Annotated in this window: 24 protein-coding genes; 6 read left to right on the top strand and 18 right to left on the bottom strand. The window is 66.4% G+C overall.

Annotated features, from left to right (window positions below):
- Positions 1 to 30: 30 nt before the first annotated feature.
- On the bottom strand, positions 31 to 966 hold the full coding sequence (locus NS365_RS02035) for a Dps family protein (protein WP_082684359.1): 936 nt from the start codon (positions 964 to 966) through the stop codon (positions 31 to 33).
- Between the two features lie 108 nt (positions 967 to 1,074).
- The gene (locus NS365_RS02030; protein ID WP_153003617.1) at positions 1,075 to 2,109 is read right to left on the bottom strand and encodes a DUF2125 domain-containing protein; all 1,035 of its coding nucleotides are present in this window, start codon (positions 2,107 to 2,109) and stop codon (positions 1,075 to 1,077) included.
- Positions 2,110 to 2,261: 152 nt separating this feature from the next.
- On the opposite strand from NS365_RS02030, the gene NS365_RS02025 reads away from it, so the two are divergent.
- The gene (locus tag NS365_RS02025; protein ID WP_058598615.1) at positions 2,262 to 2,774 is read left to right on the top strand and encodes a gamma-glutamylcyclotransferase; all 513 of its coding nucleotides are present in this window, start codon (positions 2,262 to 2,264) and stop codon (positions 2,772 to 2,774) included.
- A 9-nt stretch (positions 2,775 to 2,783) separates the two neighbouring features.
- Here the strand turns inward: NS365_RS02025 and NS365_RS02020 are convergent, their stop codons facing one another.
- The 4 genes from NS365_RS02020 to ftsE all read right to left on the bottom strand — a co-directional run bounded on the left by NS365_RS02020 (position 2,784) and on the right by ftsE (position 6,005).
- A complete protein-coding gene (locus NS365_RS02020) occupies positions 2,784 to 3,560 on the bottom strand; it encodes a lysophospholipid acyltransferase family protein (RefSeq protein ID WP_058598614.1) in 777 nt (258 codons plus the stop codon).
- Between the two features lie 73 nt (positions 3,561 to 3,633).
- Complete coding sequence (locus NS365_RS02015; RefSeq protein WP_244498331.1) at positions 3,634 to 4,359, bottom strand: YdcF family protein; 726 nt, start codon at positions 4,357 to 4,359, stop codon at positions 3,634 to 3,636.
- 25 nt (positions 4,360 to 4,384) lie between these two features.
- Positions 4,385 to 5,353: a cell division protein FtsX gene (locus NS365_RS02010; protein WP_058598613.1), complete on the bottom strand. Its 969-nt coding sequence runs from the start codon at positions 5,351 to 5,353 to the stop codon at positions 4,385 to 4,387.
- Positions 5,346 to 6,005, bottom strand: a complete 660-nt coding sequence (ftsE, locus tag NS365_RS02005; RefSeq protein ID WP_058598612.1) for a cell division ATP-binding protein FtsE — start codon at positions 6,003 to 6,005, stop codon at positions 5,346 to 5,348. The genes NS365_RS02010 and ftsE overlap by 8 nt, the downstream gene beginning before the upstream one ends.
- A 213-nt stretch (positions 6,006 to 6,218) precedes the next feature.
- Between ftsE and NS365_RS02000 the strand changes: the two genes are divergently transcribed.
- Together NS365_RS02000 and hpt are read left to right on the top strand one after the other, a co-directional pair.
- On the top strand, positions 6,219 to 6,590 hold the full coding sequence (locus NS365_RS02000; protein WP_058598611.1) for a hypothetical protein: 372 nt from the start codon (positions 6,219 to 6,221) through the stop codon (positions 6,588 to 6,590).
- Positions 6,587 to 7,123, top strand: a complete 537-nt coding sequence (gene hpt, locus NS365_RS01995) for a hypoxanthine phosphoribosyltransferase (protein WP_058598610.1) — start codon at positions 6,587 to 6,589, stop codon at positions 7,121 to 7,123. The genes NS365_RS02000 and hpt overlap by 4 nt, the downstream gene beginning before the upstream one ends.
- Here hpt and NS365_RS01990 read toward each other — a convergent pair.
- On the bottom strand, positions 7,060 to 8,274 hold the full coding sequence (locus NS365_RS01990) for a GGDEF domain-containing protein (protein WP_153003616.1): 1,215 nt from the start codon (positions 8,272 to 8,274) through the stop codon (positions 7,060 to 7,062). The genes hpt and NS365_RS01990 overlap by 64 nt on opposite strands.
- 320 nt (positions 8,275 to 8,594) lie before the next feature.
- Here NS365_RS01990 and NS365_RS01985 point away from each other — a divergent pair, with 320 nt between their 5' ends.
- Complete coding sequence (locus tag NS365_RS01985) at positions 8,595 to 9,002, top strand: response regulator (RefSeq protein ID WP_058598608.1); 408 nt, start codon at positions 8,595 to 8,597, stop codon at positions 9,000 to 9,002.
- 57 nt (positions 9,003 to 9,059) lie between these two features.
- On the opposite strand, the gene tam is transcribed toward NS365_RS01985, so the two are convergent.
- From tam to argH, 5 genes are all read right to left on the bottom strand, one after another.
- The gene (tam, locus tag NS365_RS01980; protein WP_058598668.1) at positions 9,060 to 9,848 is read right to left on the bottom strand and encodes a trans-aconitate 2-methyltransferase; all 789 of its coding nucleotides are present in this window, start codon (positions 9,846 to 9,848) and stop codon (positions 9,060 to 9,062) included.
- 328 nt (positions 9,849 to 10,176) lie between these two features.
- On the bottom strand, positions 10,177 to 12,777 hold the full coding sequence (locus NS365_RS01975; protein ID WP_058598607.1) for a TIGR02302 family protein: 2,601 nt from the start codon (positions 12,775 to 12,777) through the stop codon (positions 10,177 to 10,179).
- Between the two features lie 320 nt (positions 12,778 to 13,097).
- Positions 13,098 to 14,363 carry a diaminopimelate decarboxylase gene (gene lysA / locus NS365_RS01970; protein WP_058598606.1) on the bottom strand — a complete coding sequence of 422 codons (1,266 nt, stop codon included), beginning with the start codon at positions 14,361 to 14,363 and terminating at the stop codon, positions 13,098 to 13,100.
- A 34-nt stretch (positions 14,364 to 14,397) separates the two neighbouring features.
- The gene (locus NS365_RS01965) at positions 14,398 to 14,655 is read right to left on the bottom strand and encodes a hypothetical protein (RefSeq protein WP_058598605.1); all 258 of its coding nucleotides are present in this window, start codon (positions 14,653 to 14,655) and stop codon (positions 14,398 to 14,400) included.
- Between the two features lie 79 nt (positions 14,656 to 14,734).
- Positions 14,735 to 16,111: an argininosuccinate lyase gene (argH, locus tag NS365_RS01960; RefSeq protein WP_058598604.1), complete on the bottom strand. Its 1,377-nt coding sequence runs from the start codon at positions 16,109 to 16,111 to the stop codon at positions 14,735 to 14,737.
- Between the two features lie 42 nt (positions 16,112 to 16,153).
- Here argH and tlpA point away from each other — a divergent pair, with 42 nt between their 5' ends.
- Together tlpA and NS365_RS01950 are read left to right on the top strand one after the other, a co-directional pair.
- A complete protein-coding gene (gene tlpA, locus NS365_RS01955; protein WP_058598603.1) occupies positions 16,154 to 16,834 on the top strand; it encodes a thiol:disulfide interchange protein TlpA in 681 nt (226 codons plus the stop codon).
- Between the two features lie 55 nt (positions 16,835 to 16,889).
- The gene (locus tag NS365_RS01950; protein ID WP_153003615.1) at positions 16,890 to 17,828 is read left to right on the top strand and encodes a hypothetical protein; all 939 of its coding nucleotides are present in this window, start codon (positions 16,890 to 16,892) and stop codon (positions 17,826 to 17,828) included.
- Positions 17,829 to 18,013: 185 nt separating this feature from the next.
- On the opposite strand, the gene NS365_RS01945 is transcribed toward NS365_RS01950, so the two are convergent.
- From NS365_RS01945 to NS365_RS01920, 6 genes are all read right to left on the bottom strand, one after another.
- On the bottom strand, positions 18,014 to 18,892 hold the full coding sequence (locus tag NS365_RS01945; RefSeq protein ID WP_058598601.1) for a 3-hydroxybutyryl-CoA dehydrogenase: 879 nt from the start codon (positions 18,890 to 18,892) through the stop codon (positions 18,014 to 18,016).
- Between the two features lie 24 nt (positions 18,893 to 18,916).
- Entirely contained in the window at positions 18,917 to 19,846 is a 930-nt protein-coding gene (locus tag NS365_RS01940) for an electron transfer flavoprotein subunit alpha/FixB family protein (protein ID WP_058598600.1), read from the bottom strand.
- A gap of 48 nt (positions 19,847 to 19,894) precedes the next feature.
- The gene (locus tag NS365_RS01935; protein ID WP_058598599.1) at positions 19,895 to 20,641 is read right to left on the bottom strand and encodes an electron transfer flavoprotein subunit beta/FixA family protein; all 747 of its coding nucleotides are present in this window, start codon (positions 20,639 to 20,641) and stop codon (positions 19,895 to 19,897) included.
- A gap of 172 nt (positions 20,642 to 20,813) precedes the next feature.
- Positions 20,814 to 21,386: a cob(I)yrinic acid a,c-diamide adenosyltransferase gene (locus NS365_RS01930; protein WP_058598598.1), complete on the bottom strand. Its 573-nt coding sequence runs from the start codon at positions 21,384 to 21,386 to the stop codon at positions 20,814 to 20,816.
- A gap of 85 nt (positions 21,387 to 21,471) precedes the next feature.
- Positions 21,472 to 21,660, bottom strand: a complete 189-nt coding sequence (locus NS365_RS01925) for a twin transmembrane helix small protein (RefSeq protein WP_058598597.1) — start codon at positions 21,658 to 21,660, stop codon at positions 21,472 to 21,474.
- 93 nt (positions 21,661 to 21,753) lie between these two features.
- Positions 21,754 to 22,647: a DMT family transporter gene (locus tag NS365_RS01920; protein ID WP_058598596.1), complete on the bottom strand. Its 894-nt coding sequence runs from the start codon at positions 22,645 to 22,647 to the stop codon at positions 21,754 to 21,756.
- Between the last annotated feature and the right edge of the window lie 482 nt (positions 22,648 to 23,129).

Genomic DNA, 23,129 nt, shown 5'->3' with positions numbered 1-23,129 from the left:
TGCGAAGCCTCGGCCCTGTCTCGGGTCGGTTCAGGGGCGCGGTGCCGGCGGCGTATTCGGCTTCGGCATTCCGGGCTTTGGCATTCCGGGCTGCGGCGGCGCGGCCTTGGGTGCCCCATCGGAGCGCGTGTCGCCCGTGTTCGCGCCATTCAGCTGGACCGGCTCGCGGTTGGCGGGAAGATCGATCGACCGCCCCGTGTTCAGCGGCTGCGCGTTGTTGGCGTCGGTCGGCGTCGTCTGCACATAGGCGCGCATCATCCACTGATACTTGGCGAGTTGCCCTTCCACCTCCTGCAGGATGTTGGAGGTCTCCGGGTCGTTTTCCTCAGACGCGCGGATCGCGCCGCGCACCTCTTCGCCCACCTGCTTGTAGGCCAGGGTGAACCAGCGCACGACCTCGCCGTCGTCGATGAAGCCGCCCGGAAACTCCGGCAGCGAAGAGGTCTGGACGATGGTCGTCGCGCGGCCGTCCGACGAGACGCCGATGGCGAGCAGGCGCTCGGCGACGAGATCGGCCATCTTGCCCCAGGCCGTGTGCTGCTCGTCGAGTTGCTCATGCAGGGGATAGAAGAACGGACCGGACACGTTCCAGTGCGCCTGCTTGGTCTGGAGTTGCAAGGCCTGCAGTTCCGTCAGCGTGTTCTGAAGCGCGCGCACCGAGGCTTTCAGACCCTCCTCGCCGCCATTGGGCGAGATGTAGGGCGCCGAACTCACCTGATTGTTGGGATAGGGCGATGAGTCCTGCGGCACGGCTGGCGGCGTGGCGGGAGAGCTTGATCCCTCCGCGCCGATCTCCCGCAGCTTGGGCGCGAGGGCTTGGCCCTCGGTCCCGGCGACGGACGCCGCCAGCTCTTGGCCCGAGGGTGCGGCTTGGCTGGATGGTGCGGGCGCTGGCTGCGCCAGCACCGGGAAAGCGATGAGAACGGCGGCGAGAGACAGGGCCGAAGACGAGAGCAAACGGTTCAAGAGACATCTCCGAAAGGATGGGATGTCCGTCCAACAGGCCGAGTCGAGCGAAGGTTTCAGCTATACGAAAGCGTATAGAACGAACCATCGAACCGGCGACCGTCTGTCTCAGATGCGCGGCAGGCGGCCGAGCGGGATGAAGCCGAGGCGCGCTTCGCCATTTCGCACCTGAACGTCCACCACGGTCTTTCCGCCCTCCTGCCGGCCGGCAAAGCCGACCGCGCCGGCGATCGTGGTGGCGAGCCCGCCGGTGCCGGGCACGAGGACACCGACCAGACCGGCGATGGCCTGCGGATTTTCGAGCGCGAGGCGGAAATCGCCCGAGAGTTCGCCCGTCGGCGACACGCTGAACGGGCCTGACAATTGCGCCCCGCCGCCGCCCGGCAACGAAAGTTCGAGAAGGCGGATCGTACCCGCCTGCCCGCGCAAAGCTTCCGAGACATTGGCGGCCGGAACGCCCGACCGCAGCCAGCCGGCCGCGCCGTCCAGCGAGAGATCGGCCGAGAGATCGAAGGGGGGAAGCGGCGGGATGCCGGGGATCGTGGCGGCGATCGCCTTGTCGGTGAAGGCGAGATCCAGCGCCGCGCCGTTCTGCCGCGCATGGGCTTCGAGATGCTGCGAACTGGCAATCGGCGCGCCGGCTTCCTGCCCGTTGCGGGTCGAGAGAACCGGGGCTTCCATCACCAGCGAGAAGCGCTCCAACCCTTCCGTCCAGAGCGTGCTGGAGGCCTGGGCCAGCGTCCAGTTCAGATGGAGCGGGGGCAGATCGGGCGTGTCCACCAGCGCGGGGCCGTCGAGTTCGGCGACGATATGGCTGGGGTCGTAGACCTGGGCGGCCGTGCGCAGCGCGCCGGTGGCGAGGCGCACGCCGTTCTGCTGCGCATCCACCGAAATCCTGTCGCAGGAGAGACCCAGCCGGAAGGGAAAGCCGAAGACCTGCCGGTTTTCGCACAGCACCACCGCGCCCTGGCCGGCTGCCGCATCCAGCGCCGAGGCGATGCGCCGGTCGAGCTCGCCCGCCAGCCAGTACCACCCGCCCGCGCCAATCGCAGCCAGAAGGATGACCAGCGCGAGAAGCCAGCCGAAGACGCGGCCGGCAGCCGAGCGTCGTGGAGCCTGCGCCGGTATGCTTGACCTTGCCATCGTCTCGTCCTTTTTCTCGCCAGAGGCGTCGTGGCCGGATTCGAGCCCGGCTGGCGCGCGTGGTTTCACAACCCGATTCGGCTCGGGGATGAGGCTGCATCCGTCAAACCGGGCAAGCGTGTGGCGTGCCCGCCAAGGGAATGGCAAGCGCTATGGGCGATTTGTGGGTGTTTGGCTATGGCTCGCTGATGTGGCGGCCGGGCTTTGCCTTCGAGGAGCGGGTGAAGGCCCGGCTCGGCGGCTTCCATCGCTCGCTCTGCATCTACTCCCATGTGCATCGCGGCACGCCGGAGCGGCCGGGCCTCGTCTTCGGGCTCGACCGGGGCGGCTCCTGCATCGGCATGGGATTTCGCGTTGCCGAAGCCAAGCGCGAGGAGGTGATCGCCTATCTGCGCGAGCGCGAACTGCCGACCAGCGTCTATAAGGAAACGACCCTGCCGATCCGCCTCGAGGACGGGCGCCCCGTGCGCGCCCTCGCCTACATCGTGGATCGCGGCCATACGCAATATGCCGGGCGGCTGGACGTGGACACGGCGGCCCGGCTGGTGGCGGGCGGGCACGGCCAGTCCGGCCCCAATGTCGATTATGTCCGCTCGGCCCATGAGGAAATCCGTCGGCTCGGCCTCACCGACCGCTGGCTCGGCGAGGTGGTCGCCCGGCTTTGATGGGCTGGCTCAGACCGTCTGCGCCAGATGCGCGGCCAGAAGCGGGCTCACCGGCAAGGCGGGCTGCTCGGCGATGGCCCGGCGCATCAGCGCGTCGGACGAGGCTTCGATCCGCCCTCCGAGGGTCTTCAGCAACGCGTCTCGCTTCAGGCCCGGGCCGATCGGCTCCAGAAACTCCGCGCGGATCGTGCCGGGCTGACGGCGCACCGCCTGCCGTGGCCAGAAGAGGCCGGAATTGAGGCCGACCGGCACGATGCTGAGGCCCAGCGCATCGTAGAGGAAGTGGATGCCGGGGCGATAGTTCGGCGCGGTGCCCGGCGCGGCGCGGGTGCCTTCGGGAAAGATGATGATCTGCCGCCCGTCCGCGATGGCTTTGCGCGCCTCGGCCAGAAGGCTCGGCAGCACCGCGCCGCGCCGCTTGCGATCCACGGGGATCATGCCCATGCGCTTGGCGTACCAGCCGAAGACGGGAATCTTCATCAGCTCCTTCTTGAGGATGAAGGTCGGCTTCTCGAACTCAGGCACAAGCGCGATCACCTCCCAGAAGGACTGGTGCTTGGACGCCACGATCACCGGGCCGGCGGGAACATGCTCCTGCCCCGTGATCACCGAGCGCGTGCCGGCCGTGAGGCGCAGGAGCCAGAGACTGGAGCGCGCCCAGAACTTCACCAGCCGCCAGCAGACCCGCTCGGGCACGATGAAGAAGATCGGCAGATACAGGAGAATCTGCCCCGCCAGATTGGCGTAGAACAGGATCTGAAACAGGATGGATCGAATAAGCGTCATGAACGGGATCGCAAAAGGCCGGCCGGGCTGCGCGCGAGGGCTCGCGCGCCGCTGTCATACGAGGCTTTGAGGATTATTTGAAGGACGCCTGAGAGCCGACATGCCCGGCCACGCGCCGCTCGCCGTCGGCGGTCACCACATGGTGCCAGGCGACGCGCGCCTTCACCGCCAGAACCTTGGCATATTCGGTCGCAAGAAGCCGGAGACCCAGCCGCGTCGGCCAGCCATCGGCCCGCCAGAGCTTATCGGGCGAGACGGGATAGGGAACCACTTCGGGAGCGTCCGGGACATCGGCCATTTCCAGGAGCGAACGCGGGATATGGTAGTCGCTGGTCACGAGCAGCAGGCGGCGGAAACCGTGCCGATGGGCCCAGCGGGTCGCCATTTCGGCATTGCCGATCGTGTTCAGCGCCTCGTAGTCGAGATCGACGCAGCATTCGAACAAGGCGCTGTCGGTGCCCGTGGTGCGCGCCAGAGCCTTGGCGCTGGTGCCGCGATTGACGCCGCTGACGAGAAGCCGCTGCCCCTCCCCGCTGCGCAGAAGCTCGATGCCCTGTTGCAGCCGCTGCTCGCCGCCGGTCAGCACCACGATCCCGTCCGCCTGCGCGGCCTCGGGGGGCGTCGTCAGAAGCGCCACGTCCCGCGCGAAGCGCACGAAACCGCCGGCGAGATAGGAAGCGGCGGCAAAGCCCAGAAGGAACACGGCCACGAAGAGACGCCGCCCGGTATGCCGCGTTCGACGCCGGCTTTCCGTGCTCCCGACCTCGCGCCTCAAACCCTCCGTGCCCGTCATGCCCATATAACGCCGGCTCTCGATTGTTCGTTCACGCTTCCACCGGCGAGAGCATGTCGATGGCGGCCAATTGCCGGATCACGGTCACGCGAGATGTGACCGCCGTCAACACCCCGATCAGCACGATCAGCAGGAGAACGCCGCCATAGCCGGTCCAGCCGATGGAAAAGGAGCCGAACAGGGCGCTGATCTGGTCGGCTTCGGGCGTCGCCTGATTGGCCGCCGTCCAGCGCCCGAAGAGGTAGAAGGCGCAGAGCGCGACCGCGCCGCCGGCCAAGGCGCCGATGAGGCCGAGCTTCAGGAAATGGCGCTGGAACTCGGCCGCGATGAAGGAGCCCCGCGCGCCGACGAAATGCAGCACCTCGATGATGTGCCGGTTGCCCGTCATGGCGCCGCGCGTGGCGAAGACGACGGTGAGCACGGTTGCCACCAGCACCAGCGCCAGAATGGCGATGCCGGTCCAGACGGTGGCATGGGCCATGGACACGAGGCGTGACACCCAGGCGCGGTGATCGTCGAGGCTGGCCTGGGGCACGGCGTCGCGGATCGCCTTGCCGAGCGCGGCGAAATCGGGCGGATCGTCCTCGTTGATGGCGATAATGACGAGACGGGGCACGGGCAGATCGTCGAGCTTCAGCCCTTCGCCGAGCCAAGGCTCCAGAAGCCGGCTGGTGGCCGCGTCGTCCATCGCCTCGGCCGACAGGATGCCATGGGTCGAGAGCGCCACCATCTGCACGCGGCTGAGCGCGGCGCCCATGTCCAGCCCCTCGTCGGGTCGGATCTGCACCGTGACCTCGCGCGCGATCTGAGATTGCCATTGCGCGGCCGTGTCGGACACCAGCGTCACCGCCCCGACCGTGAGGCTGGCCAGAAAGGTCATGATGGCGATGACGGTCAGAAGCGCGCGGCCCGCGACATTGCCGGGCGGCACGATGGGCGCGGCGCGCGCGCCGGCCGAGCGCGCGAGGGCCGGCAAGCGGGAGAGAACGCGATCAATCATAGATGTCGAGCCGCCCGTCTCCCAGCACCAGCCGCCGGGCTTCCACCTGCTCCATCAGCGCCAGATCGTGCGTGGCGATGACGACCGCGGTGCCGGTCCGGTTGAGTTCCATGAAGAGCCGCAAAAGACGGCGCGCCAAAGGCGGATCGACATTGCCGGTCGGCTCGTCGGCCAGAAGAATATCGGGCTGGTCGATCAGAGCGCGCGCGATCGCCGCGCGCTGCTTTTCGCCGCCCGAGAGAACGAGCGGGGGCGCGTCGAGCCGGTCGCCCAGGCCCACCCAGCGGATCAGGTCGATCACGTCCTGCCGGTAGCTCGCCTCGTCCTTGCCGCGCACGCGGAGCGGCAGCGCGACATTCTCGTAGGTCGTCATATGGTCGAGCAGGCGGAAGTCCTGAAACACCACGCCGATCCGCCGGCGAATGGCGGGAAGATCGGTGCGCTTCAATGTCGCGGCGTCGCGGCCGAGCACGGTGATCGTGCCGCGCGTCGGCCTCAGAGCCAGGAAGAGCATCCGCAGAAGGCTGGTTTTGCCCGCGCCCGAAGGCCCGGTCAGAAACTGGAACGAGCGCGCGCGGATCTCGAAGGTGAGATCGCGCAGCACCTCCGGCCCCATGTCGTAACGCAGGCCCACATTCTCGAACCGGATCAAGCCGTTCCGCCCTTTCGCATTCCCGCCCGCCCCGGCAGGGTCGCGGCCTTGTCTCACGCCCTGTCGGTTTGGCGCAACTTTCCGGCGCCATTCGGGCCGGCGAGGTCAGCCTCGGCGCAAGGTCTTTATGTCTTATTAACCATGCGAGCTTACCGATCGCTGACCAATCGGCGCCTTCGCCGGCCTTTATCGTACCAGCTTCAGGAGCGGCCCTTGCGCTCTCGTCACGCCTCCTCCGCCGCACGCGCCTACGACCAGACGCCTTGGCGCGAAAGCCGAAGCATCGTCATCGATCTCCAGGCCAGACGCATTTCTTCGGCCGCCCCGCCGGCCGAACCGGAGCCGGCTCCAGCCGGACCCTATCGCTGGGACGATTTCGAAACGGCCAACAGCAACGCCGCGCCCTTGCCCCGCTCGCGCGACCTCGGCTCGCGTCGCAGCGTCGCGAAGGACATGAGCGTCGAGACACGGCTGATGATCTGTCTTTTCGCCTTCCTCTTCCTCTTTGCCGCGCCCGCGCCTATGTCGCCGCAGGCAAAGCCGCAGGTGAAACAGTCCGTGCTGGCAGGAAGGGTACATCCATGATCCGCGTGCGCGGCAAGACGATCGAAACGCTCTTCTCCGAAGAGGACATCGCCCGCGAGATCGAGCGCATGGCTGCCGAGATCGCGGCTCACAAGCCCGAGAACCTGCTCGTCGTAGCCGTGCTCAAAGGCTCGTTCATCTTCGCGGCCGATCTCATCCGCGCGCTGCACCGCCATCATGTGGCGCCAGAGATGGAGTTCATCCAGCTCTCCTCCTACGGCACGGGGACGGTCGGCGGGGACGTACGCATCGTGCGCGATCTCGACGGGCAGATCGCCGGCCGCAAGGTGCTGATCGTGGACGATATTCTGGAATCGGGCCGCACGCTGAAATTCGCGCGCGACCTCATGCTCTCGCGCGGGGCGACCGGCGCGGAAATCGCCGTGCTTCTCGACAAGCGTATGCGCCGGGTGATCGAGCTGGAAGCCGATTATGTCGGATTCGACTGCCCCGATCACTTCGTCGTCGGCTACGGGATGGACGTCGCCCACACGTTCCGCGAACTGCCCTTCGTCGGCCGCGTCGTGAGCTGAGAGTTCAACAGGACGACCTGATTGCGCCCCCGCGCCTTGGCCTCATAGAGGGCGAGGTCGCAGCGGCGCACGAGCGACTGAAGCGAATCCCCAACCGGCAGCGCTTCCGCGACGCCGATGCTCGCGGTGCAGGTGAGGCCCGGCACGCCGGAAAACCGGGTGCCCATCACAGCCAGCCGAACCGCTTCGGCGATCTGAGTCGCGCCGGCCGCATTACAGGGCATGAAGGCCGCGAACTCCTCTCCGCCAATGCGTCCGGGCCGGGTCGAGAAGCCGTGCGCCGTCAGAGTGGCCGCGACCACGGCGCTGACCTTGCACAAGACCTCGTCGCCGGCCTGATGGCCGTAGGTGTCGTTGACCGACTTGAAATAATCGAGATCGAAGCACAGAATCGAGAGCGGAGACCGCCCCAGCTCGCAGGCCGCCAAGCCCTCACCCAGCGCCTCGAAAAACGCGCGGCGATTGAGAAGCCCAGTCAACGGATCGCTTTGCGCTTGGCGCAGCAAGGCGCGGTCCGCCTCTTCCTTCAGGAAAAGCAGGAAGCCCACCCCTCCGCCGACGCAATAGATATAGGCGGCCACAAGTCCGCTCGTTTGAGGAACGGACGGATCGTTCAGAGACACGCCGTCGAAAAAGCCGGAATAGGATCGGACGGCCGACGCCACGCAGTTCAGCAGGAAAACCCCGAACATCATCCAGACCAGCCGCGTGCGATGCGCAGGTAGAACAATCGCAAGGCTCGTGTAGAGGCACATCAGGCTGACGAACCCGCTGGCGATCCCGATCAGATAGGGCTGGCTCCAAGTCCCGAGATGGACGAAGCCGATGCCGATAAGGGCGATGCAGACGGGTATCACGCTTTGGAGCCGGCCGAGCCCCCGCAAGCGCGCGATCGTGGCGCCTTCCAAGCTATAACCCAGGAACACCATACTCGTCGGCAGGATCAGCGATAGGGCTGGAGGCAGAAGACCAACCAGCCCCAGGAGCAGGCAGGCGGAACCGTGCAGAAGGCGACCCAGAACAAAGCCACGAATGGCCTCCGCATAGTGAGCGTCGGCGCGATAGGCCGTTAGCAGGAGGCATACCACCATGTCCACCAGGAACATGAGCTTGAAGAGAGTGGGGACGTCCAAGACGAGAGCTGGACTCACGGAGGCACCTAAGCTTGGTCGAGACGCGGTTCGAGCCTCATGCTCTCGCTGATTTCCGTTAGGATATGCTGAAAGCGCCAGACAATATCAGGTATTTCGGATTCACATCTTTCAGATACATAAGCTTTCTACTGTCGCATGATCTTCCGCCATCCGTATCATCTCGCCGGATGTCGATCTCACGCCGATTGAAGTTTTTACCCTTCTCTAACCACGCTTCGTAAGGCTTCGCACAAGGATGATGCCGGATAATCCGATCTAGGGGCCGGTCTTGCCCAAAGCCGGGCGGCCCCGGCCGATGTGTGGGAGTTTGACGGATCATGGCAAGAATCCTCATCGCGGAAGATGAAGCAGGCGTCCGACTCCTCGTGGCCCGTGCTCTGCGCATGGAAGGACATGAGATCGTCATGGCCGAGGATGGCGAAATGGCCATCGATATCCTCGCCGAGGAAAACGGGCGTTTCGATCTCATCCTGTCGGACATCCGCATGCCGGGCATGACCGGCATCGAGCTGGCCTATGCCGCGCGCTCGGCCTTCCCCGACCTGCCGATCCTGCTGATGACCGGCTATGCCGAGCAGCGCGAAGCGGCCGAGGATCTCTGCCAGATCATTCTCGGCGTCGTGGACAAGCCCTTCACGCTGGCCGAAATCCGGATGCGCGTGGCCGTCGCCCTGCGCGATCCCAGCGCCGACGAAGACATGTTTCTGATGCGCCGCTACGGCTGAGTGGCGTCAGGGACAGGCAAATGCGAAAGGGCCGCGAGGCCCTTTTTTCATGCGTGATCACCGACGCCGCGCCACGAAGAACAGGCGGGGAAAGGCCAGAAGCCGCTGTCCGTCGGCTCTCGCCTCGTAGCGCCGCTCCATCTCTTCGGTATAGCGCTGGAGAAACCGTGCTCGCGCGTCTTCATCGAGCGGATCGATAAAGGGCTTCAGCCCCGTCGAGCGGAACCAGTCGGTGATCGCGGCCGCGCTCTCCATCGGATGCTCGTAGATCGTGGTCCAGACATCGACCTCACTCGCCTGCGGGATCAACCAGTCGTAATAGCTGCTGCGCGCGGCGACATCCTCCCGCGCCTCCGACATGCCCGAAAGAAGCCCGGCAAAGTCCGGCTCCGCCGCGATGTCGCGCATGGCGATCTGCGCCGGTTCAGTGAGATTGTCCGGGATTTGCGCGGCGAGAAGTCCGCTCGGCGCGACATGGGCGAACAGGCGGGGGATCAGCCTGTCATGCCCCAGCACCCATTGCAGCGAGGCATTGGCATAGAGAAGATCGAAGGGCGCGGCCGGCTCGAAGGCGCCGATATCGGCCCGCTCGAACCGGCAGTTGGGCAAGCGCCAGCGCGCCGTGTCCAGCATGGCTTCCGACGTATCGAAGCCGGTGATCTCGGCGTCGGGAAAGCGTTGGAACAGGAGTTCGGTCGAGTTGCCCGGGCCGCAGCCGAGATCGGCGATGCGAAGGCCCCGCCCGCCCTCGGGCGCATCCAGCCGGCAGCGGGCCAGTAGGTCGCGCGCGGGCCGCGTGCGCTCGTCCTCGAAACGGCTGTAGAGTGAAGGATTCCATTCCGCCATGACGGGCCTCCTTGCCTGACGCAGCGTCTCATAGACCCGCGCGAGGCTGGTGGCGAGAGGCGGTCGGCCTGCCGTGAAGCGCTCGGAGTTGGGGGCGAAACCACCGCGCGGAGGATGGTCGACGGATTTTCGTTCGATCACGAGGAGCGGAGCGCGGCCGATGCCGGCGGCAGCGTCCAGCATTCGCGACAGGGCGAGCGGCGAGACGCTCCGGCCAAGCGACCTCGCGAGATTTTGGCTCCAGCTCGAAGACGCAGGAAACGCATGGGCCGACTCATTCGGCCCGGTGTATGTCTCGGCAGAACGGCACCCGCCAGCGCAACGCCCCTCAAGGCGTGCGCAGGAGCCGTTCCAGATAATCCTTCTCTTCCTGCGGCGAGAGCTGGCGGCCCAGACGGTCGCGAATCTGGTCGAGAATCTGGCGGGCGCGCTGGATGTCGATCTCGTCGGGCACGCCGACATCGCTGCCGAAATCCGGCCCCTGCGTCTGGCGCTCGCGCCCGAGCGGGTCGAGCCCCGAGCGCTGGCGGCCCGGCCCCGTGCCCTGGCCCAACTGCCCCTGCCCCGGCTGCTGACCTTGGCCCGGCTGCTGACCCTGACCTTGGCCCTGTCCCATGGCCTGCTGCATCTGGCGCATAGCGTCCTGAGCGCCGCGCCGCAGCGCGGCCATGGCATCGCCCTGCTGGCCGACGGCCTCCTCGCCATTGCCTTGGCCAATCGCGCCTTCGGCCTTGCCCATGGATTGCCCGGCTTTGCCGAAATCCTCGCTCGGCTGCATCCCCTGGCCCTTCATCGCGTCCTGAAGCGCCTGAAGATCCTTCTGCAACTGGCCCTGCTCGCGCTGGAGGCGCTCGCGCATGGCTTGAAGCTGCTCCTGCGTCGGCGCTTGGCCACCGTCACCGCTGGGGCGCTGCCCTTCCTGGCCCTGCTGGTTTTCGCCCATGCCGCGCTCGGCCTCCATCTGGCGGCGCATCTCCTGACGGCCCATTTCGAAGGTCTGGTCCATCAGGCGCTGCTGGCGCTGGAGCATCTCGCCGAGCTGGTTCATCTGCTGCTGCATCGGGTTCTGCGCCTGCTGGCCCTGCTGGCCGGGGCGCATGGCCTGAAGGCTCTGCATCATCTGGTTCAGCTCGGAAAGAAGCTGCTGCGCGGCATCGCGTGAGCCGGAGCGCGCCAGATTCTCGATCCGGTCCAGCATCCGGTCGAGGTCTTGGGGGCGGATCTCCTGCATCTCGCCCATCTGGCTCTGGTTCTGCGGCGGGATGTTGCGCATCGCCTCGGCCATGGCCTGGAGATATTGCTGCATGGCCTGACGCAGTTCCTGCGTGAGCTTGGCGATCTCCTCCTCGCTTGCATTGTTGCGCAGCGCCTCGGCGAGATTCTCCTGCGCGTCGCGCAGCTGGCGCTCGGCGACGGACAGACCGCCCTCCTCGATCCCCAGCGCGATGGACCAGAGGAAATCCACGACCGACAGAAGCGACCGATCGTCCCTGGCTTGTGCCAAGCGCTCGCGCGCGGCGCGCAGCGCCAGATAATCCGTCGCCTTGGGAATGAACTCATCGCCGCGCAGCGTCACCGCATCGAGCATATCCACCACGCGCCTTGCGGCGTTGGCATCGAGCGCCAGAATTCGGCGCTGCTCGATCACCGCGCGCGCCAACGGATCGTTGAAGCGTCGCTCGGGGATCGTCACCTCCACCGGCTGCGACTCGCCGATCTGCCCCGCATCGTCGCGCACCTGAAGCGTCATCGCCATCTTGGCCCCGGCATAGGGGCTTTCGGAGAGATCGATCGCCGTGCGCCCCTTGGCCTCACCCTTGGTGCGGCGGGGCGTGGCGAGCGTGATGTCGGGCACCGGCACCAGCGGTCGCGCGCCGGGAGCGACGGGCTCACGCACCTGCAGAAGCGCCTTGCCGGCGCTCGCACCGTAATCGTCGGACACGATGAAGGCGATGTCGAGATTGTTGCCGCGCCCGCGCTTGGGCTCGCCGTCGAAGCGCACCGTCGGCGGGTTGTCCGGCAGCACCGCGAAGCGCCAGTCCCGCAGCGTGCGCAAGGTCGTCTCGACGCGCACCGAGCCATTGGCATCCAGCGGCAGCTCATATTGCGCGGCGCCCGAAGTCGTGGCCGCCTCGGTTTGGCCGGCCGCCGCCTCGGGCGTGACCGGCGCCAGCGCCACGGCCTCGCCACCCTCCGGTGTGAAGACGACCTTGGTGCCCTCCCCATCCGACAGACGCAGCGAGAGGATCGTGCCTTCCGGCACATCGACCGCGCTGCCTGCGCTGTCGCCCGACAGGAAGATCGGGGCGCGCCCGGTATAGCCGGGCGGCGTTGCCCAGGCATCGACGCGGGCCGCCGCCAGAAGAGGCACCTCGCCGCCTTCCAAAGCGTCGCTCACCCGCCCGCCGCCGGGGCCGAAGGAATAGGCGAATGCCGTGACGAGAAGAGCCGCCAGCAGCGCGCGCAGGCCCAGCGGGTCGAGGAGATAGGTGCGCGTGCGCGGATGCCCGCCGCGCAGCTGCGACAGGCGCGCGGCCATGCGGCGCTGGTGCTCGCGCCAGAGCGCCAGTGCGAACGGATCGTCGCCGGCTGCCCGGTCGGCCTGCACCTGCAAGGGCTGGTGGAGAAGCTGGCTCTCGGCCTCGATCCGCCGGATCACCTCGGCCCGGCTCGGCCAGCGCAGCGTGCGCGCGCGCCAGAGGATGGCACCCAGTCCTGCGACAAAGGCGACGAGCAGCGCGATCCGCAGCCAGAAGGGCGCGGCGGCAAACAGGCCGAACCAGGAGAGCGTCAGAAAGCCCGCGACCAGCGCGGCGAGCCCCATCAGAACCGGCCATGCGCGCTCCAGAAGCAGCGAGGCGACGGCGCTGGCGCGCGCCCGGAACGGGCCACGGGCGGCGGTCGGGGAAGGAGAAACAGGCTCAACCATCGCGCCGCTTTCAGGCAAAGGGGGCCGCCAGCACAGGGCCGATGGCTTGAAGAAGGCAAGGACAGGCGGGCGGGCCTCGGTCCCGTCTCCCACGCGAAACCCATAGGCTTCGGGCAACGCCGGAACGGAATGCGGATCGCCCGGCCCATCAGCCGCTCGTCCGAGATAACCTAACAGTTTCTATGGCGAAGACGAGGCCGTCGCGAAGGCGTGAACGGGCAAGCGGCCCGGCGCGGCCACGCGCCGCAACCAATGCAGACGCGTTCGGCAAAGGGCGACAGGGCGGCACGCGTAAGCGCCGCCCGGCCCACCGCGATCCGTCAGAGCCAGTCCGGCACGCGGTCGAGCGCGATGATCTCGTCCACGCTCATGCGCGGCCGGATCACGGCATAGCGGTCGTCCTTCACCAGCACTTCGGGCACCAGCGCGCGCGTGTTGTAGGTGCCGGACTGAACCGCGCCGTAAGCGCCGGCCGAGGCGATGGCGACGAGATCGCCCGGCTTCAGAGCCGGCAGCGAGCGCTCCTTGGCCATGAAGTCGCCGCTCTCGCAGACCGGGCCGACGACATCGACCGTCACATAGTCGGACTGGCCGTCCGGCTCCACGACCGGGCGGATCTCGTGCCAGGCCTCATAGAGCGTCGGGCGGATCAGATCGTTCATCGCGGCGTCCACGATCACGAAGGTGCGCCCCGCCTCTTCTTTCACATAGACGACTTCAGAGACGAGAATCCCGGCATTGGCCGCGATCAACCGGCCCGGCTCGAAGATGACCTTGGCACCCAGCGCGCGCACATGCTTCTTCACCGTCTCGGCATAGGCCGGCGGGCCGGGAGGGGGCTCGTTGGACGCGCGATAGGGCACGCCGAGGCCGCCGCCGAGATCGATATGGGTGATGGAATGGCCCTTGGCGCGCAGGCGGCCGACGAGTTCGGCGAGCTTGGCGAAGGCGAGATCGAAGGGCTCCAGTTCCGTGATCTGCGAGCCGATATGCATGTCGATGCCCGATACCGCGATGCCCGGCAGCGAGGCGGCCAGATCATAGACCGCTTCCGCCCGCTCGAAGGCGATGCCGAACTTGTCGGACTTCTTGCCCGTCGAGATCTTGGCGTGGGTGCGCGCGTCCACATCCGGGTTGATGCGGAAGGAGACATGGGCGGTGCGCCCCAGCGCCACGGCGCGCTCGGAAATGGCGCGAAGCTCGGGTTCGGATTCGATGTTGAAGCAGAAGATGCCGGCGTTGAGCCCGGCGTCGATTTCCTCGGCCGTCTTGCCGACGCCCGAAAACATGATCTTCTCGGGGGGAATGCCCGCCAGGAGCGCGCGCTTCAACTCGCCGCCCGAGACGACATCCGCGCCCGCGCCGAGTCGGGCCAGCGTCTTCAACACGGCCTGGTTCGAATTGGCCTTCATCGCGTAGCAGACGGTCGCGTCGATATCGGCGAAGGCTTCCGCAAAAACGCGGTAATGGCGCTCCAGCGTGGCGGTGGAATAGCAGTAGAAGGGCGTACCGATCTCGGCCGCAATCTGCCTGACATCGACCCCCTCGCCATGGAGGATTCCGTCACGATATTCGAAATGGTTCATGGAAATGGCCGGGCGCGGGGAGACGAAGGGGGGACTAGTTAAGCAGGCCGTCGAGAAAGAAGGGTTTCTTGTCCGCGCCGGGATTGCGGGTCACTTCGGTCGGCACGACCGAAAGCGTGGAGGCGAGCGGCGTCGCCTTGGGCAGGCGGGCGGTGCCGTCGGGCGCAGCCACCACGGCCCGCGAGACCTGACCGTCCGCGCGTTTGGCGACGGGCACGGATTTCACGCCGCAGCCGGCCAAAGTCCCGGCCAATGCGAGCCCGAGCGCCAGAGTGATGCAGCGTCTGTTCATGCCGTCCGTCCGTTCTGCCGGAGATGGGGGCCGGAACGCGCCGGCCGCCCTTGATGCATAGACTGTCCCCGCCGGGAAATCACCCCTCGGCGGATAGGCGCTCGCGCCAATGGCGCACCTGCGCGCGCACGTTGTCCGGCGCGGTGCCGCCGAAGCTCGTGCGGCTGGCGACGGAGGCGTCCACCGAGAGAACCGAATAGATCGCATTGGTGATGCGCCCGTCGAGCTGGCGCAGATCCTCCAACGGCAGGGCTTCCAGCGCCACGCGCCGTTCCTCGGCCATGGCGACGGCGCGGCCTGTCACGTGATGGGCCTCGCGGAAGGGCAGGCCGAGCTCGCGCACCAGCCAGTCGGCGAGATCGGTCGCGGTCGAGAAGCCGGCCCCGGCGGCGGCGCGCATCTTCTCGGCGTTCACCTGGAGATCGCTGACCATGCCGGTGACGGCGGCGAGCGCTAGGGCCAGATTGTCGATCGCGTCGAAGACCTGTTCCTTATCTTCCTGCATGTCCTTGGAATAGGAAAGCGGCAGGCCCTTCATGATGGTGAGCAACGCCACGAGCGAGCCGTTGATGCGGCCCGTCTTGGCGCGCACCAGCTCGGCCGCGTCCGGGTTCTTCTTCTGCGGCATGATGGAGGAGCCGGTGGAGAAGGCGTCGGACAGGCGCACGAAGTCGAATTGCGGCGTCGACCAGATCACGATTTCTTCGGCCAGACGCGACAGATGCGTCGCCGTGATCGAGGCGGCGGCCAGGAATTCCAGCGCGAAGTCGCGGTCGGAGACCGAATCCAGCGAATTGCGCGTCGGCTCACGGAAGCCCAGCGCCTCGGCTGTCCGGTGCCGGTCGATCGGGAAGCCGGTGCCGGCGAGCGCGGCGGCGCCCAGCGGCGATTCGTCCATGCGCCGGATCGCGTCCTGCACTCGGCCCCGGTCGCGCGCGGCCATCTCGACATAGGCGAGGCAATGATGGCCGAAGGTCACGGGCTGGGCGGCCTGGAGATGTGTGAAGCCCGGCATCACGGTTGCGGCATGTTCCTCGGCCCGGTCCACCAGCGCTTCGATCAGAAGACGCAGCGCGCGGTCGAGATCGCCGGCCGCGTTCTTCACGAAGAGTCGGAAATCGACGGCGACCTGATCGTTGCGCGAGCGCGCGGTGTGCAGGCGCCCGGCGGCGGGGCCGATCAGCGCGGAGAGACGCGCCTCGACATTCATGTGAATGTCCTCGTGCGCGACCGAGAACTCGAAGCGGCCCTCGTCGATTTCGTCGTGGATCTGTTCGAGGCCGCGCCTGATTTCCGCCGCGTCTCCTTGAGAAATGATGCCTTGGGCGGCGAGCATGGCCGAATGGGCAATCGACCCGGCGATGTCTTCGCGGTAAAGCCGCTTGTCGAAGGAAATGGAGGCGTTGATCGCTTCCATGATCGCGCTGGGGCCCGAAGCGAAGCGTCCGCCCCACATTTCGTTGCTTGTCTTGCCGCTCACGAAAAGGCCCTTCTGCCGATGTCGGACCTCCCATCCCAGCCGCCCCGGACGCCGAAGCGTGGAACGAAAGGGATCGTCGGCCTTGCTCTCCTGGCCGGCGTTCTTGCCGGTGCGCTCGGCGTATACGTGATGGAAACGCGCTCTGGCAACGCAAGCGTGGCGGGCACCTGCCCGCTCAAGGACGGTTTGCGTCAGTCGCTGGACAAGGCGGCGCATGGCGAGGTCGCGGCGGTCGCGCTGCTCGACCAGCCCATCGACGTTTCCCATCTCGCCTTCAAGGACGCGAACGGCCAAGCCACGAGTCTTGGCGCGATGAAGGGTCAGTCGCTGCTCGTCAATCTCTGGGCGACCTGGTGCGCGCCCTGCCGGGCCGAGATGCCGGCGCTGGACGAGCTGGAGAAGACGGCGGGCGACGAGAGCTTCGCCGTGGTGCCGATCAATATCGACATGGGCGACGTCGCCAAGCCCAAGGGCTTCTACGAAGAAACCAAGCTCACCGCCCTGCCCTTCTTCCGCGACGAGACGATGGGCGTCTTCAACGAGTTGAAGAAGGCGAGCGCGGCAGTGGGCCTGCCGGTGACGCTGCTGGTCGATGCCGAAGGCTGCGCGCAGGCCGCGATCAACGGCCCGGCGCATTGGTCGAGCCCGGATGCGCTGGCGCTGGTGGATGTGTTGAAGGGCGCGGGAAGCGGGAGCTAGAACATTTCCAGCGAAAGCCGGATCGGCTTTCGCTCGCGGGCAATGCGAGAAGAAAGTGCCAGAGCACATCAGGCGAACCTATGTTCGACGGATGTGCTCTGGCGGGGCGGGGCTCCGACATGCGGGACTGTCCGCGCGGCTGGAGTTCGAGGGTATTTCTTGTCCGTGCGTCTCGAAAACCGCCTTTTGCCCTTCCATCGGCAGTCGGGATATTGTCGCAACAACGACGCGGCTGTTAGCGCTCAGCGAGTTCCGTCAGGAGAACATCGCCATGCCGATGACCCGTCTCGAATTCGAAAAGTCCTTCTTCAACCCGGAGAATAAGATCGTTCGTCGCGCCTTCATTCTGGAAGCCCTCGCGAAGGGCCCCAAGTGGCGCGAATGGGCCAAAGCGGGGAGAACGCAGACCGTGCCCGCGATCTATAACGATCTCGTTTTCGCGGCCTGCTACGGCTTCTTCCGCAACAGCCCGACCCGCAATCGTATTGCGCAGATGCGGGATTTCCTGTGGTGTCGTGGCGCGACGGATTGCGGCTTTCTTGTCAATCCATTCCATCAGGCGAGCGATGCCCGCAAACAGGTTGGACAGACGGCAGTATCCGTTACCCAGGATTTCGCGAAGGCGGAAGCGGCCGCGCAGATCCCCGGCAGCGTCGAGAAAGTGAAGATCCCGGATTCGGCCGCCACGAACATCTACGCATCGATCTACAGCGAAATGTGGCTTCCCAACGGATCCATGAAAGCCTTCATTGCCGGCGCCGATCAGGGTGCGGCCATCGCCAATATCGGACCGAATGTCGCGACCATCGCCTCCGACGAGGGGATGTCGCTCTGGCTGACTTCGCTGGCCAAGCGTTTTGCCGGGACGACATCGGGAGCCGCCCGCTATGGTGAGACCTTCAACACAGACTATCTCGGACTCACCGGCCCCGACGCGGCAGGCACGGTCGGCAGGATTGGCACACGGCGCATCGCCATCGGAGCGCATCGCTGAGTCGTATTTCGGGGTTGTGCGGAGTTTCCCTCATCGTCACCTTGGATGAAGAATCGGGAAGGTTGAGGCGGCCTTAGAGCCGGAGCGCAGGAGTGACTGGCGGCAAGAGTGGACCGGACCTGCGGAGCGAAGCGCGCGTGGTTTCGCTCCGCGCTTTCAACCTCGCTCTTGTCGATCCATAGGCGCTAGCGTGTCGGCACCGGCGTCTCGCCGCGATAGTCGTAGAAGCCGCGCTTGGTCTTACGGCCGAGCCAGCCGGCCTCGACATATTTCACCAGAAGCGGGCAAGGGCGATATTTGGAATCGGCCAGCCCGTCGTGCAGCACCTGCATGATCGACAGGCAGGTATCCAGGCCGATGAAGTCGGCGAGCTGGAACGGGCCCATCGGATGGTTGGCGCCGAGCCGCATGGAGGCGTCGATCGATTCCACCGAGCCGATGCCCTCGTGCAGCGTGTAGATCGCCTCGTTGATCATCGGGATCAGGATGCGATTGACGATGAAGCCGGGAAAATCCTCCGACACGATGATCGTCTTGTCGAGCTTCTGCACGACGGCCTTGGACGCCTCGAACACCGCATCATCGGTGGCGATGCCGCGCACGAGTTCCACCAGCTTCATCACCGGCACGGGATTCATGAAATGAATGCCGAGGAAGCGCTCGGGCCGGTCGGTGCCGGCCGCCAGCCGCGTGATCGAGATGGAGGAGGTGTTGGAGGCCAGAATCGCGTCCGGCCGCAGCACCGGGCAGACCTGCGCGAAGATGCGCCGCTTGATCTCTTCCTTCTCGGTCGCCGCCTCGATCACGAGATCGCAGGGGGCGAGATCGTTGACGCCATCGGCGGCCTTCAGCCGGGCCAGCGCTTCGTCGCGCTCGGTGGCGGCGATCTTCTCGCCCGCCACTTGCCGGTCCAGCCCCGCCTGCACCTTGGCGACGCCCTGGCGCGCCTGCTCGAAGCTGACATCGTAAAGCACGACGTCGAACCCGGCGAGCGCGCAGACCTGCGCGATCCCCGTTCCCATCTGACCCGCGCCGATGACGCCGACGGTTCGCACTTCGCTCATGGCAGCGACCTTTCGGTGAGAGGATCAGAGCTTGCCGGTCAGTTCCGGCACGAGCGTGAAAATATCGCCGACCAGCCCATAATCCGCGACCTGGAAGATCGGCGCGTCCTCATCCTTGTTGATGGCGACGATGACCTTGGAATCCTTCATGCCGGCGAGATGCTGGATCGCGCCCGAGATTCCGGCCGCGACATAAAGATCGGGCGCCACGACCTTCCCGGTCTGGCCGACCTGCCAGTCGTTCGGGGCATAGCCGGCGTCCACCGCCGCGCGGCTGGCGCCCACGGCCGCGCCGAGCTTGTCGGCCAGCGGCAGCATGACCTCCTCGAACTTCTCCTTGGAGCCCAGCGCGCGGCCGCCCGACACCACGATCTTGGCGCCCGACAGTTCGGGCCGCTCGGAATGGGCGACCTCCTGGCCGACGAAGCGCGACACGGCCGGATCGCTCGCCCCTGAAACGTTTTCGATAGCGGCCGAGCCCCCCTCGCCCGCCGCCGCGAAGGCGCTGGTGCGAATGGTCAGAAGCTTGACGGCATCCTTCGAGCGCACCGTCTCCACCGCGTTGCCGGCATAGATCGGACGCTCGAACGTGTCCGCGCCATGCACCGCGATCACATCCGACACCTGCATCACGTCGAGAAGCGCGGCGGCGCGGGGCAGAACGTTCTTGGCGGAAGCCGTCGCCGGGGCGACGATCGCGCCGTAGGCGGGGGCCAGTTGCACGATCAGCGCGGCCAGCGGCTCGGCCAGCGCATGGCCATAGAGCGCGGCATCGGCCAGAAGCACCTTGGCGACGCCCGAGAGCTTGGCGGCGGCATCGGCCACCGGCGCGCAGCCCTCACCGGCTACGAGGAGATGGACGTCAGCGCCGAGTTGGCTTGCGGCCGTCAGCGCCTTGGCGGTCTCGCCCGAAAGATGCGCGTTGTCGTGTTCGGCGATCAGAAGCGTGGTCATGGAACGAACCTCGAAATCCAAAAGAAGCAGCGGCGGAAGCGGGTCGGATCAGACCAGCCCGGCGCCCTTGAGAGCGGAAACCAGCTCGTCCACCGAGCCGAGCTTGACGCCGGCCTGACGCCCCTTGGGCTCGGCAGTCTTAAGGACTTCCAGCCGGGGCGTGGTGTCGACGCCGAAATCGGCGGCGCTCTTTTCCTCCAGCGGCTTCTTCTTGGCCTTCATGATGTTGGGCAAGCTCGCATAGCGCGGCTCGTTGAGACGAAGATCGGTGGTGACGATCGCGGGCAAAGTCAGCCCGACGGTCTGCAAGCCGCCATCGACCTCACGCGTCACGCTGGCCTGACCGTCCGCGATCTCGAGCTTGGAGGCGAAGGTGCCCTGGCCCCAGCCGAGCAGGCCGGCGAGCATCTGGCCCGTCTGGTTGCAGTCGTCGTCGATCGCCTGCTTGCCGAGGATCACGAGATCGGGCTGTTCCGCCTCGACCACACCCTTGAGAATCTTGGCCACCGCCAGCGGCTCGACCGTGCCCTCGGCCTTCACCAGGATGCCCCGGTCGGCGCCCATGGCGAGCGCGGTGCGGATCGTGTCGGCCGCCTGCGCGGGGCCGATCGAAACGGCGACGATCTCGGCCGCTCCGCCCTTCTCCTTCAGGCGAACCGCTTCTTCCACGGCGATCTCGTCGAACGGGTTCATGCTCATCTTGACGTTGGCGAGCTCGACACCCGTGCCGTCCGCCTTCACGCGGATCTTCACGTTGTAGTCCACCACACGCTTCACGCAGACAAGAATCTTCATGCCGTTCTTTCCTCGCAGCCGGCCCTGGAGCAGCCCCCTGAGTCGGACGATCCGTGTTTCCTGGCTCTTTCTTATGAAGCACCGACCGTCGCTTCAAGTCGAAGTCGCGCCCGCGAACCAAACTAGATGACTTTTACGTTCACGTCAAAATTTTCGAATGACGGCCCAAACGTCAGCGGTTCGCGCCCGGCACCCAGAGAACGTCGCCCCGGCCCTTGTCGTTGGCATGGCGCGCCATGACGAAGAGAAGGTCCGACAGGCGGTTCACATAGCGAATCGCGGCCGAAGAGACGCGCTCGCCGCCGACCTCGCCCAGTGCCACCATCAGCCGTTCGGCGCGGCGCGCCACGGTGCGCGCGAGATGGAGATGGGCCGCAAGCGGCGTGCCGGCCGGCAGCACGAAGGAGCGCAGCGGCTCCAGTTCGACGTTCAGCCGGTCGATCTCGCGCTCCAGCGCATCCACTTGGGGCTGGATGATCGACAAGCGCTGAAACGGCAGGGGCTCGCCGGTTTCGGGGGTCGCCAGATCGGCGCCGAGATCGAAGAGGTCGTTCTGAATGCGCGCCAGAAGCGCGTCCACCTCACCCGTCGCGTGCAACCGGGCCAGCCCGAGCACGGCGTTGAGTTCGTCCACCGTGCCGTAGCTCTCGACCCGCGCATCCGCCTTGGAGCGTCGCTCGCCATTGCCGAGCCCGGTGGTGCCGTCGTCGCCCGTGCGCGTATAGATCTTGTTCAGCCGTACCATGACCGCCCGTTCCCCGTCGTCCGCCGCCGTTTGTCGCGAAAGACGCAAACTAGGGCAAGGGGGCCGAAAGGCTCGGCAATGAGCGCTAACGCGCGAAGTAAATCACCGCCACGATCACCGCGACGGCGATGGCCTGCAGCATGACGCGCATTCGCATCAGCTTCTGCGACGTGTTGCCCGGCCCGCCCACCATCATGTTGCGAAGCCCCATGAGCAGAACCACGGCGACGGCGACCATGAAAGCAAGAGCGACGAAGGACAGGACACTGGACATGGGGCGGCCTTTGCCGGGCGGAGGAGCGTGTCGCAGATATAAGCGCTGCGACGGGCGGGCGCGAGCGCCAAAGGGCGCGACCTCGCGTCCCCCCTATTCCCGCCGCCGCGCGGAGGTTCGTGTCGCGAGCCACACGCCGGCAGCCGCCACGAGCATTCCCAGAAGTTGAACCGCTGTCAGCCGCTCCCCGAACAGGACGAACGCCATGAGGGCCGTCACCGAGGGCACGAGATAGAACAGCGAGGCGACGCTCGAGACCGAGCCGTTGCGAATCAGGACGAGCAGCAGCATGACCGCGCCGATCGACAGGGCGAGCGTGAGCCAGGCGAGCGAAAGCACGAGTTCCAGCGTCCAGTCCACCCGCATCGTCTCGAACAGGAACGCGGCGAGCGCCACCGGCACGAGCGCGCCGACATATTGCGCGCAGGCCCCGACGCGCAGGTCCAGTCCGGTGACGAACCGCTTCTGCCAGACCGTGCCGAGCGCGATGGCGACGACGCCGATCAGCGCGGGAACGAGCGTCGCAGGCCCGAAGGCCGCGCCCGTTCCCAGCTTGGGGGCGACGACGAGGAACACGCCGACAAGGCCGATGGCGAGCCCCGTCTGATGGCGGCGCGTCAGACGCTCGCCCAGGGACGCGCGGGCGATCAGCGCGGTGAAGAAGGGCTGGAGCCCGGCGACGAGCGCCGTAATGCCGGCCGGAAGTCCGTGGCGCACGGCAAAGAACACGCCGCCGAGATAGACGCCATGGATGAGGCTGCCGGCAAAGGCGGCATGGCCGAGAGGACGCAGGGGAACGCCCCGCCTGCGCAGGAGATAAAGCGCCACCGGCAGCAGCAGCAGAATGGCCAGCGCGAAGCGCAGCGCCAGAAAGGTGAAGGGTTCGGCATGGGGCATGGCGTATCGCGCGCCCACGAAGCCGGTGGACCAGAGCAGCACGAACAGAACGGGGAAGGCCGGCAGAAGCCGCTGGGTCAGGCCACTCATGTCAGGTCTCGCGCTCCCGCATCGAACAGGACGGCGCGGTGGAATGTGAACATGTCCTGCATGGCGCATCCGAAGGATCGGGCGACATCGCCCGCCGTGCCAGATCGCCCAACGCCGCCTCTCGATCGGACAAGCGTTTCTCCGGTCTCGCTTGGGTGAGCGGATACAAGACCTGTCCTTGGTCCAAGACAGTCCCGGCTTGGGCGATAGCAGGTCGGGAATTGGCGAGAAAGGCAAATCCGCCTGTCTCCCCCGCGACTGGAAAGAGGAGGCGGAGCCTTGCGAAGCGTCCGGGCCGAGGCCTCGGCAGGCTTGGACCATGAAGATTGATGGCGCTACCCGCACAGCCCCCCCCCCTGTCTCTTATCAACACTTGACGCTACCGACGAATTACCCTGTTTACACTTCTGTGTGTGACTCACCCTTATACACAAAAATCACAGTACAGCACACTGCATCACATAACCACGTCATACACAGCA

The organism is Aureimonas ureilytica, from assembly GCF_001475935.1.
GTDB lineage: Bacteria > Pseudomonadota > Alphaproteobacteria > Rhizobiales > Rhizobiaceae > Aureimonas > Aureimonas ureilytica_A.
The sequence above is the reverse complement of the archived record's forward strand: the minus strand, read 5'-3'. Positions and strand labels throughout refer to the sequence as shown.

Excerpts from the sequence above, each read along its gene's own strand:
- NS365_RS02030 (WP_153003617.1), bottom strand. The coding sequence starts at position 2,109 with ATGGCAAGGTCAAGCATACCGGCGCAGGCTCCACGACGCTCGGCTGCC.
- NS365_RS02025 (WP_058598615.1), top strand. The coding sequence starts at position 2,262 with ATGGGCGATTTGTGGGTGTTTGGCTATGGCTCGCTGATGTGGCGGCCG.
- NS365_RS02020 (WP_058598614.1), bottom strand. The coding sequence starts at position 3,560 with ATGACGCTTATTCGATCCATCCTGTTTCAGATCCTGTTCTACGCCAAT.
- NS365_RS02015 (WP_244498331.1), bottom strand. The coding sequence starts at position 4,359 with ATGGGCATGACGGGCACGGAGGGTTTGAGGCGCGAGGTCGGGAGCACG.
- NS365_RS02010 (WP_058598613.1), bottom strand. The coding sequence starts at position 5,353 with ATGATTGATCGCGTTCTCTCCCGCTTGCCGGCCCTCGCGCGCTCGGCC.
- hpt (WP_058598610.1), top strand. The coding sequence starts at position 6,587 with ATGATCCGCGTGCGCGGCAAGACGATCGAAACGCTCTTCTCCGAAGAG.
- NS365_RS01985 (WP_058598608.1), top strand. The coding sequence starts at position 8,595 with ATGGCAAGAATCCTCATCGCGGAAGATGAAGCAGGCGTCCGACTCCTC.
- tam (WP_058598668.1), bottom strand. The coding sequence starts at position 9,848 with ATGGCGGAATGGAATCCTTCACTCTACAGCCGTTTCGAGGACGAGCGC.
- NS365_RS01975 (WP_058598607.1), bottom strand. The coding sequence starts at position 12,777 with ATGGTTGAGCCTGTTTCTCCTTCCCCGACCGCCGCCCGTGGCCCGTTC.
- lysA (WP_058598606.1), bottom strand. The coding sequence starts at position 14,363 with ATGAACCATTTCGAATATCGTGACGGAATCCTCCATGGCGAGGGGGTC.
- NS365_RS01965 (WP_058598605.1), bottom strand. The coding sequence starts at position 14,655 with ATGAACAGACGCTGCATCACTCTGGCGCTCGGGCTCGCATTGGCCGGG.
- argH (WP_058598604.1), bottom strand. The coding sequence starts at position 16,111 with ATGTGGGGCGGACGCTTCGCTTCGGGCCCCAGCGCGATCATGGAAGCG.
- tlpA (WP_058598603.1), top strand. The coding sequence starts at position 16,154 with ATGTCGGACCTCCCATCCCAGCCGCCCCGGACGCCGAAGCGTGGAACG.
- NS365_RS01945 (WP_058598601.1), bottom strand. The coding sequence starts at position 18,892 with ATGAGCGAAGTGCGAACCGTCGGCGTCATCGGCGCGGGTCAGATGGGA.
- NS365_RS01940 (WP_058598600.1), bottom strand. The coding sequence starts at position 19,846 with ATGACCACGCTTCTGATCGCCGAACACGACAACGCGCATCTTTCGGGC.
- NS365_RS01935 (WP_058598599.1), bottom strand. The coding sequence starts at position 20,641 with ATGAAGATTCTTGTCTGCGTGAAGCGTGTGGTGGACTACAACGTGAAG.
- NS365_RS01930 (WP_058598598.1), bottom strand. The coding sequence starts at position 21,386 with ATGGTACGGCTGAACAAGATCTATACGCGCACGGGCGACGACGGCACC.
- NS365_RS01925 (WP_058598597.1), bottom strand. The coding sequence starts at position 21,660 with ATGTCCAGTGTCCTGTCCTTCGTCGCTCTTGCTTTCATGGTCGCCGTC.
- NS365_RS01920 (WP_058598596.1), bottom strand. The coding sequence starts at position 22,647 with ATGAGTGGCCTGACCCAGCGGCTTCTGCCGGCCTTCCCCGTTCTGTTC.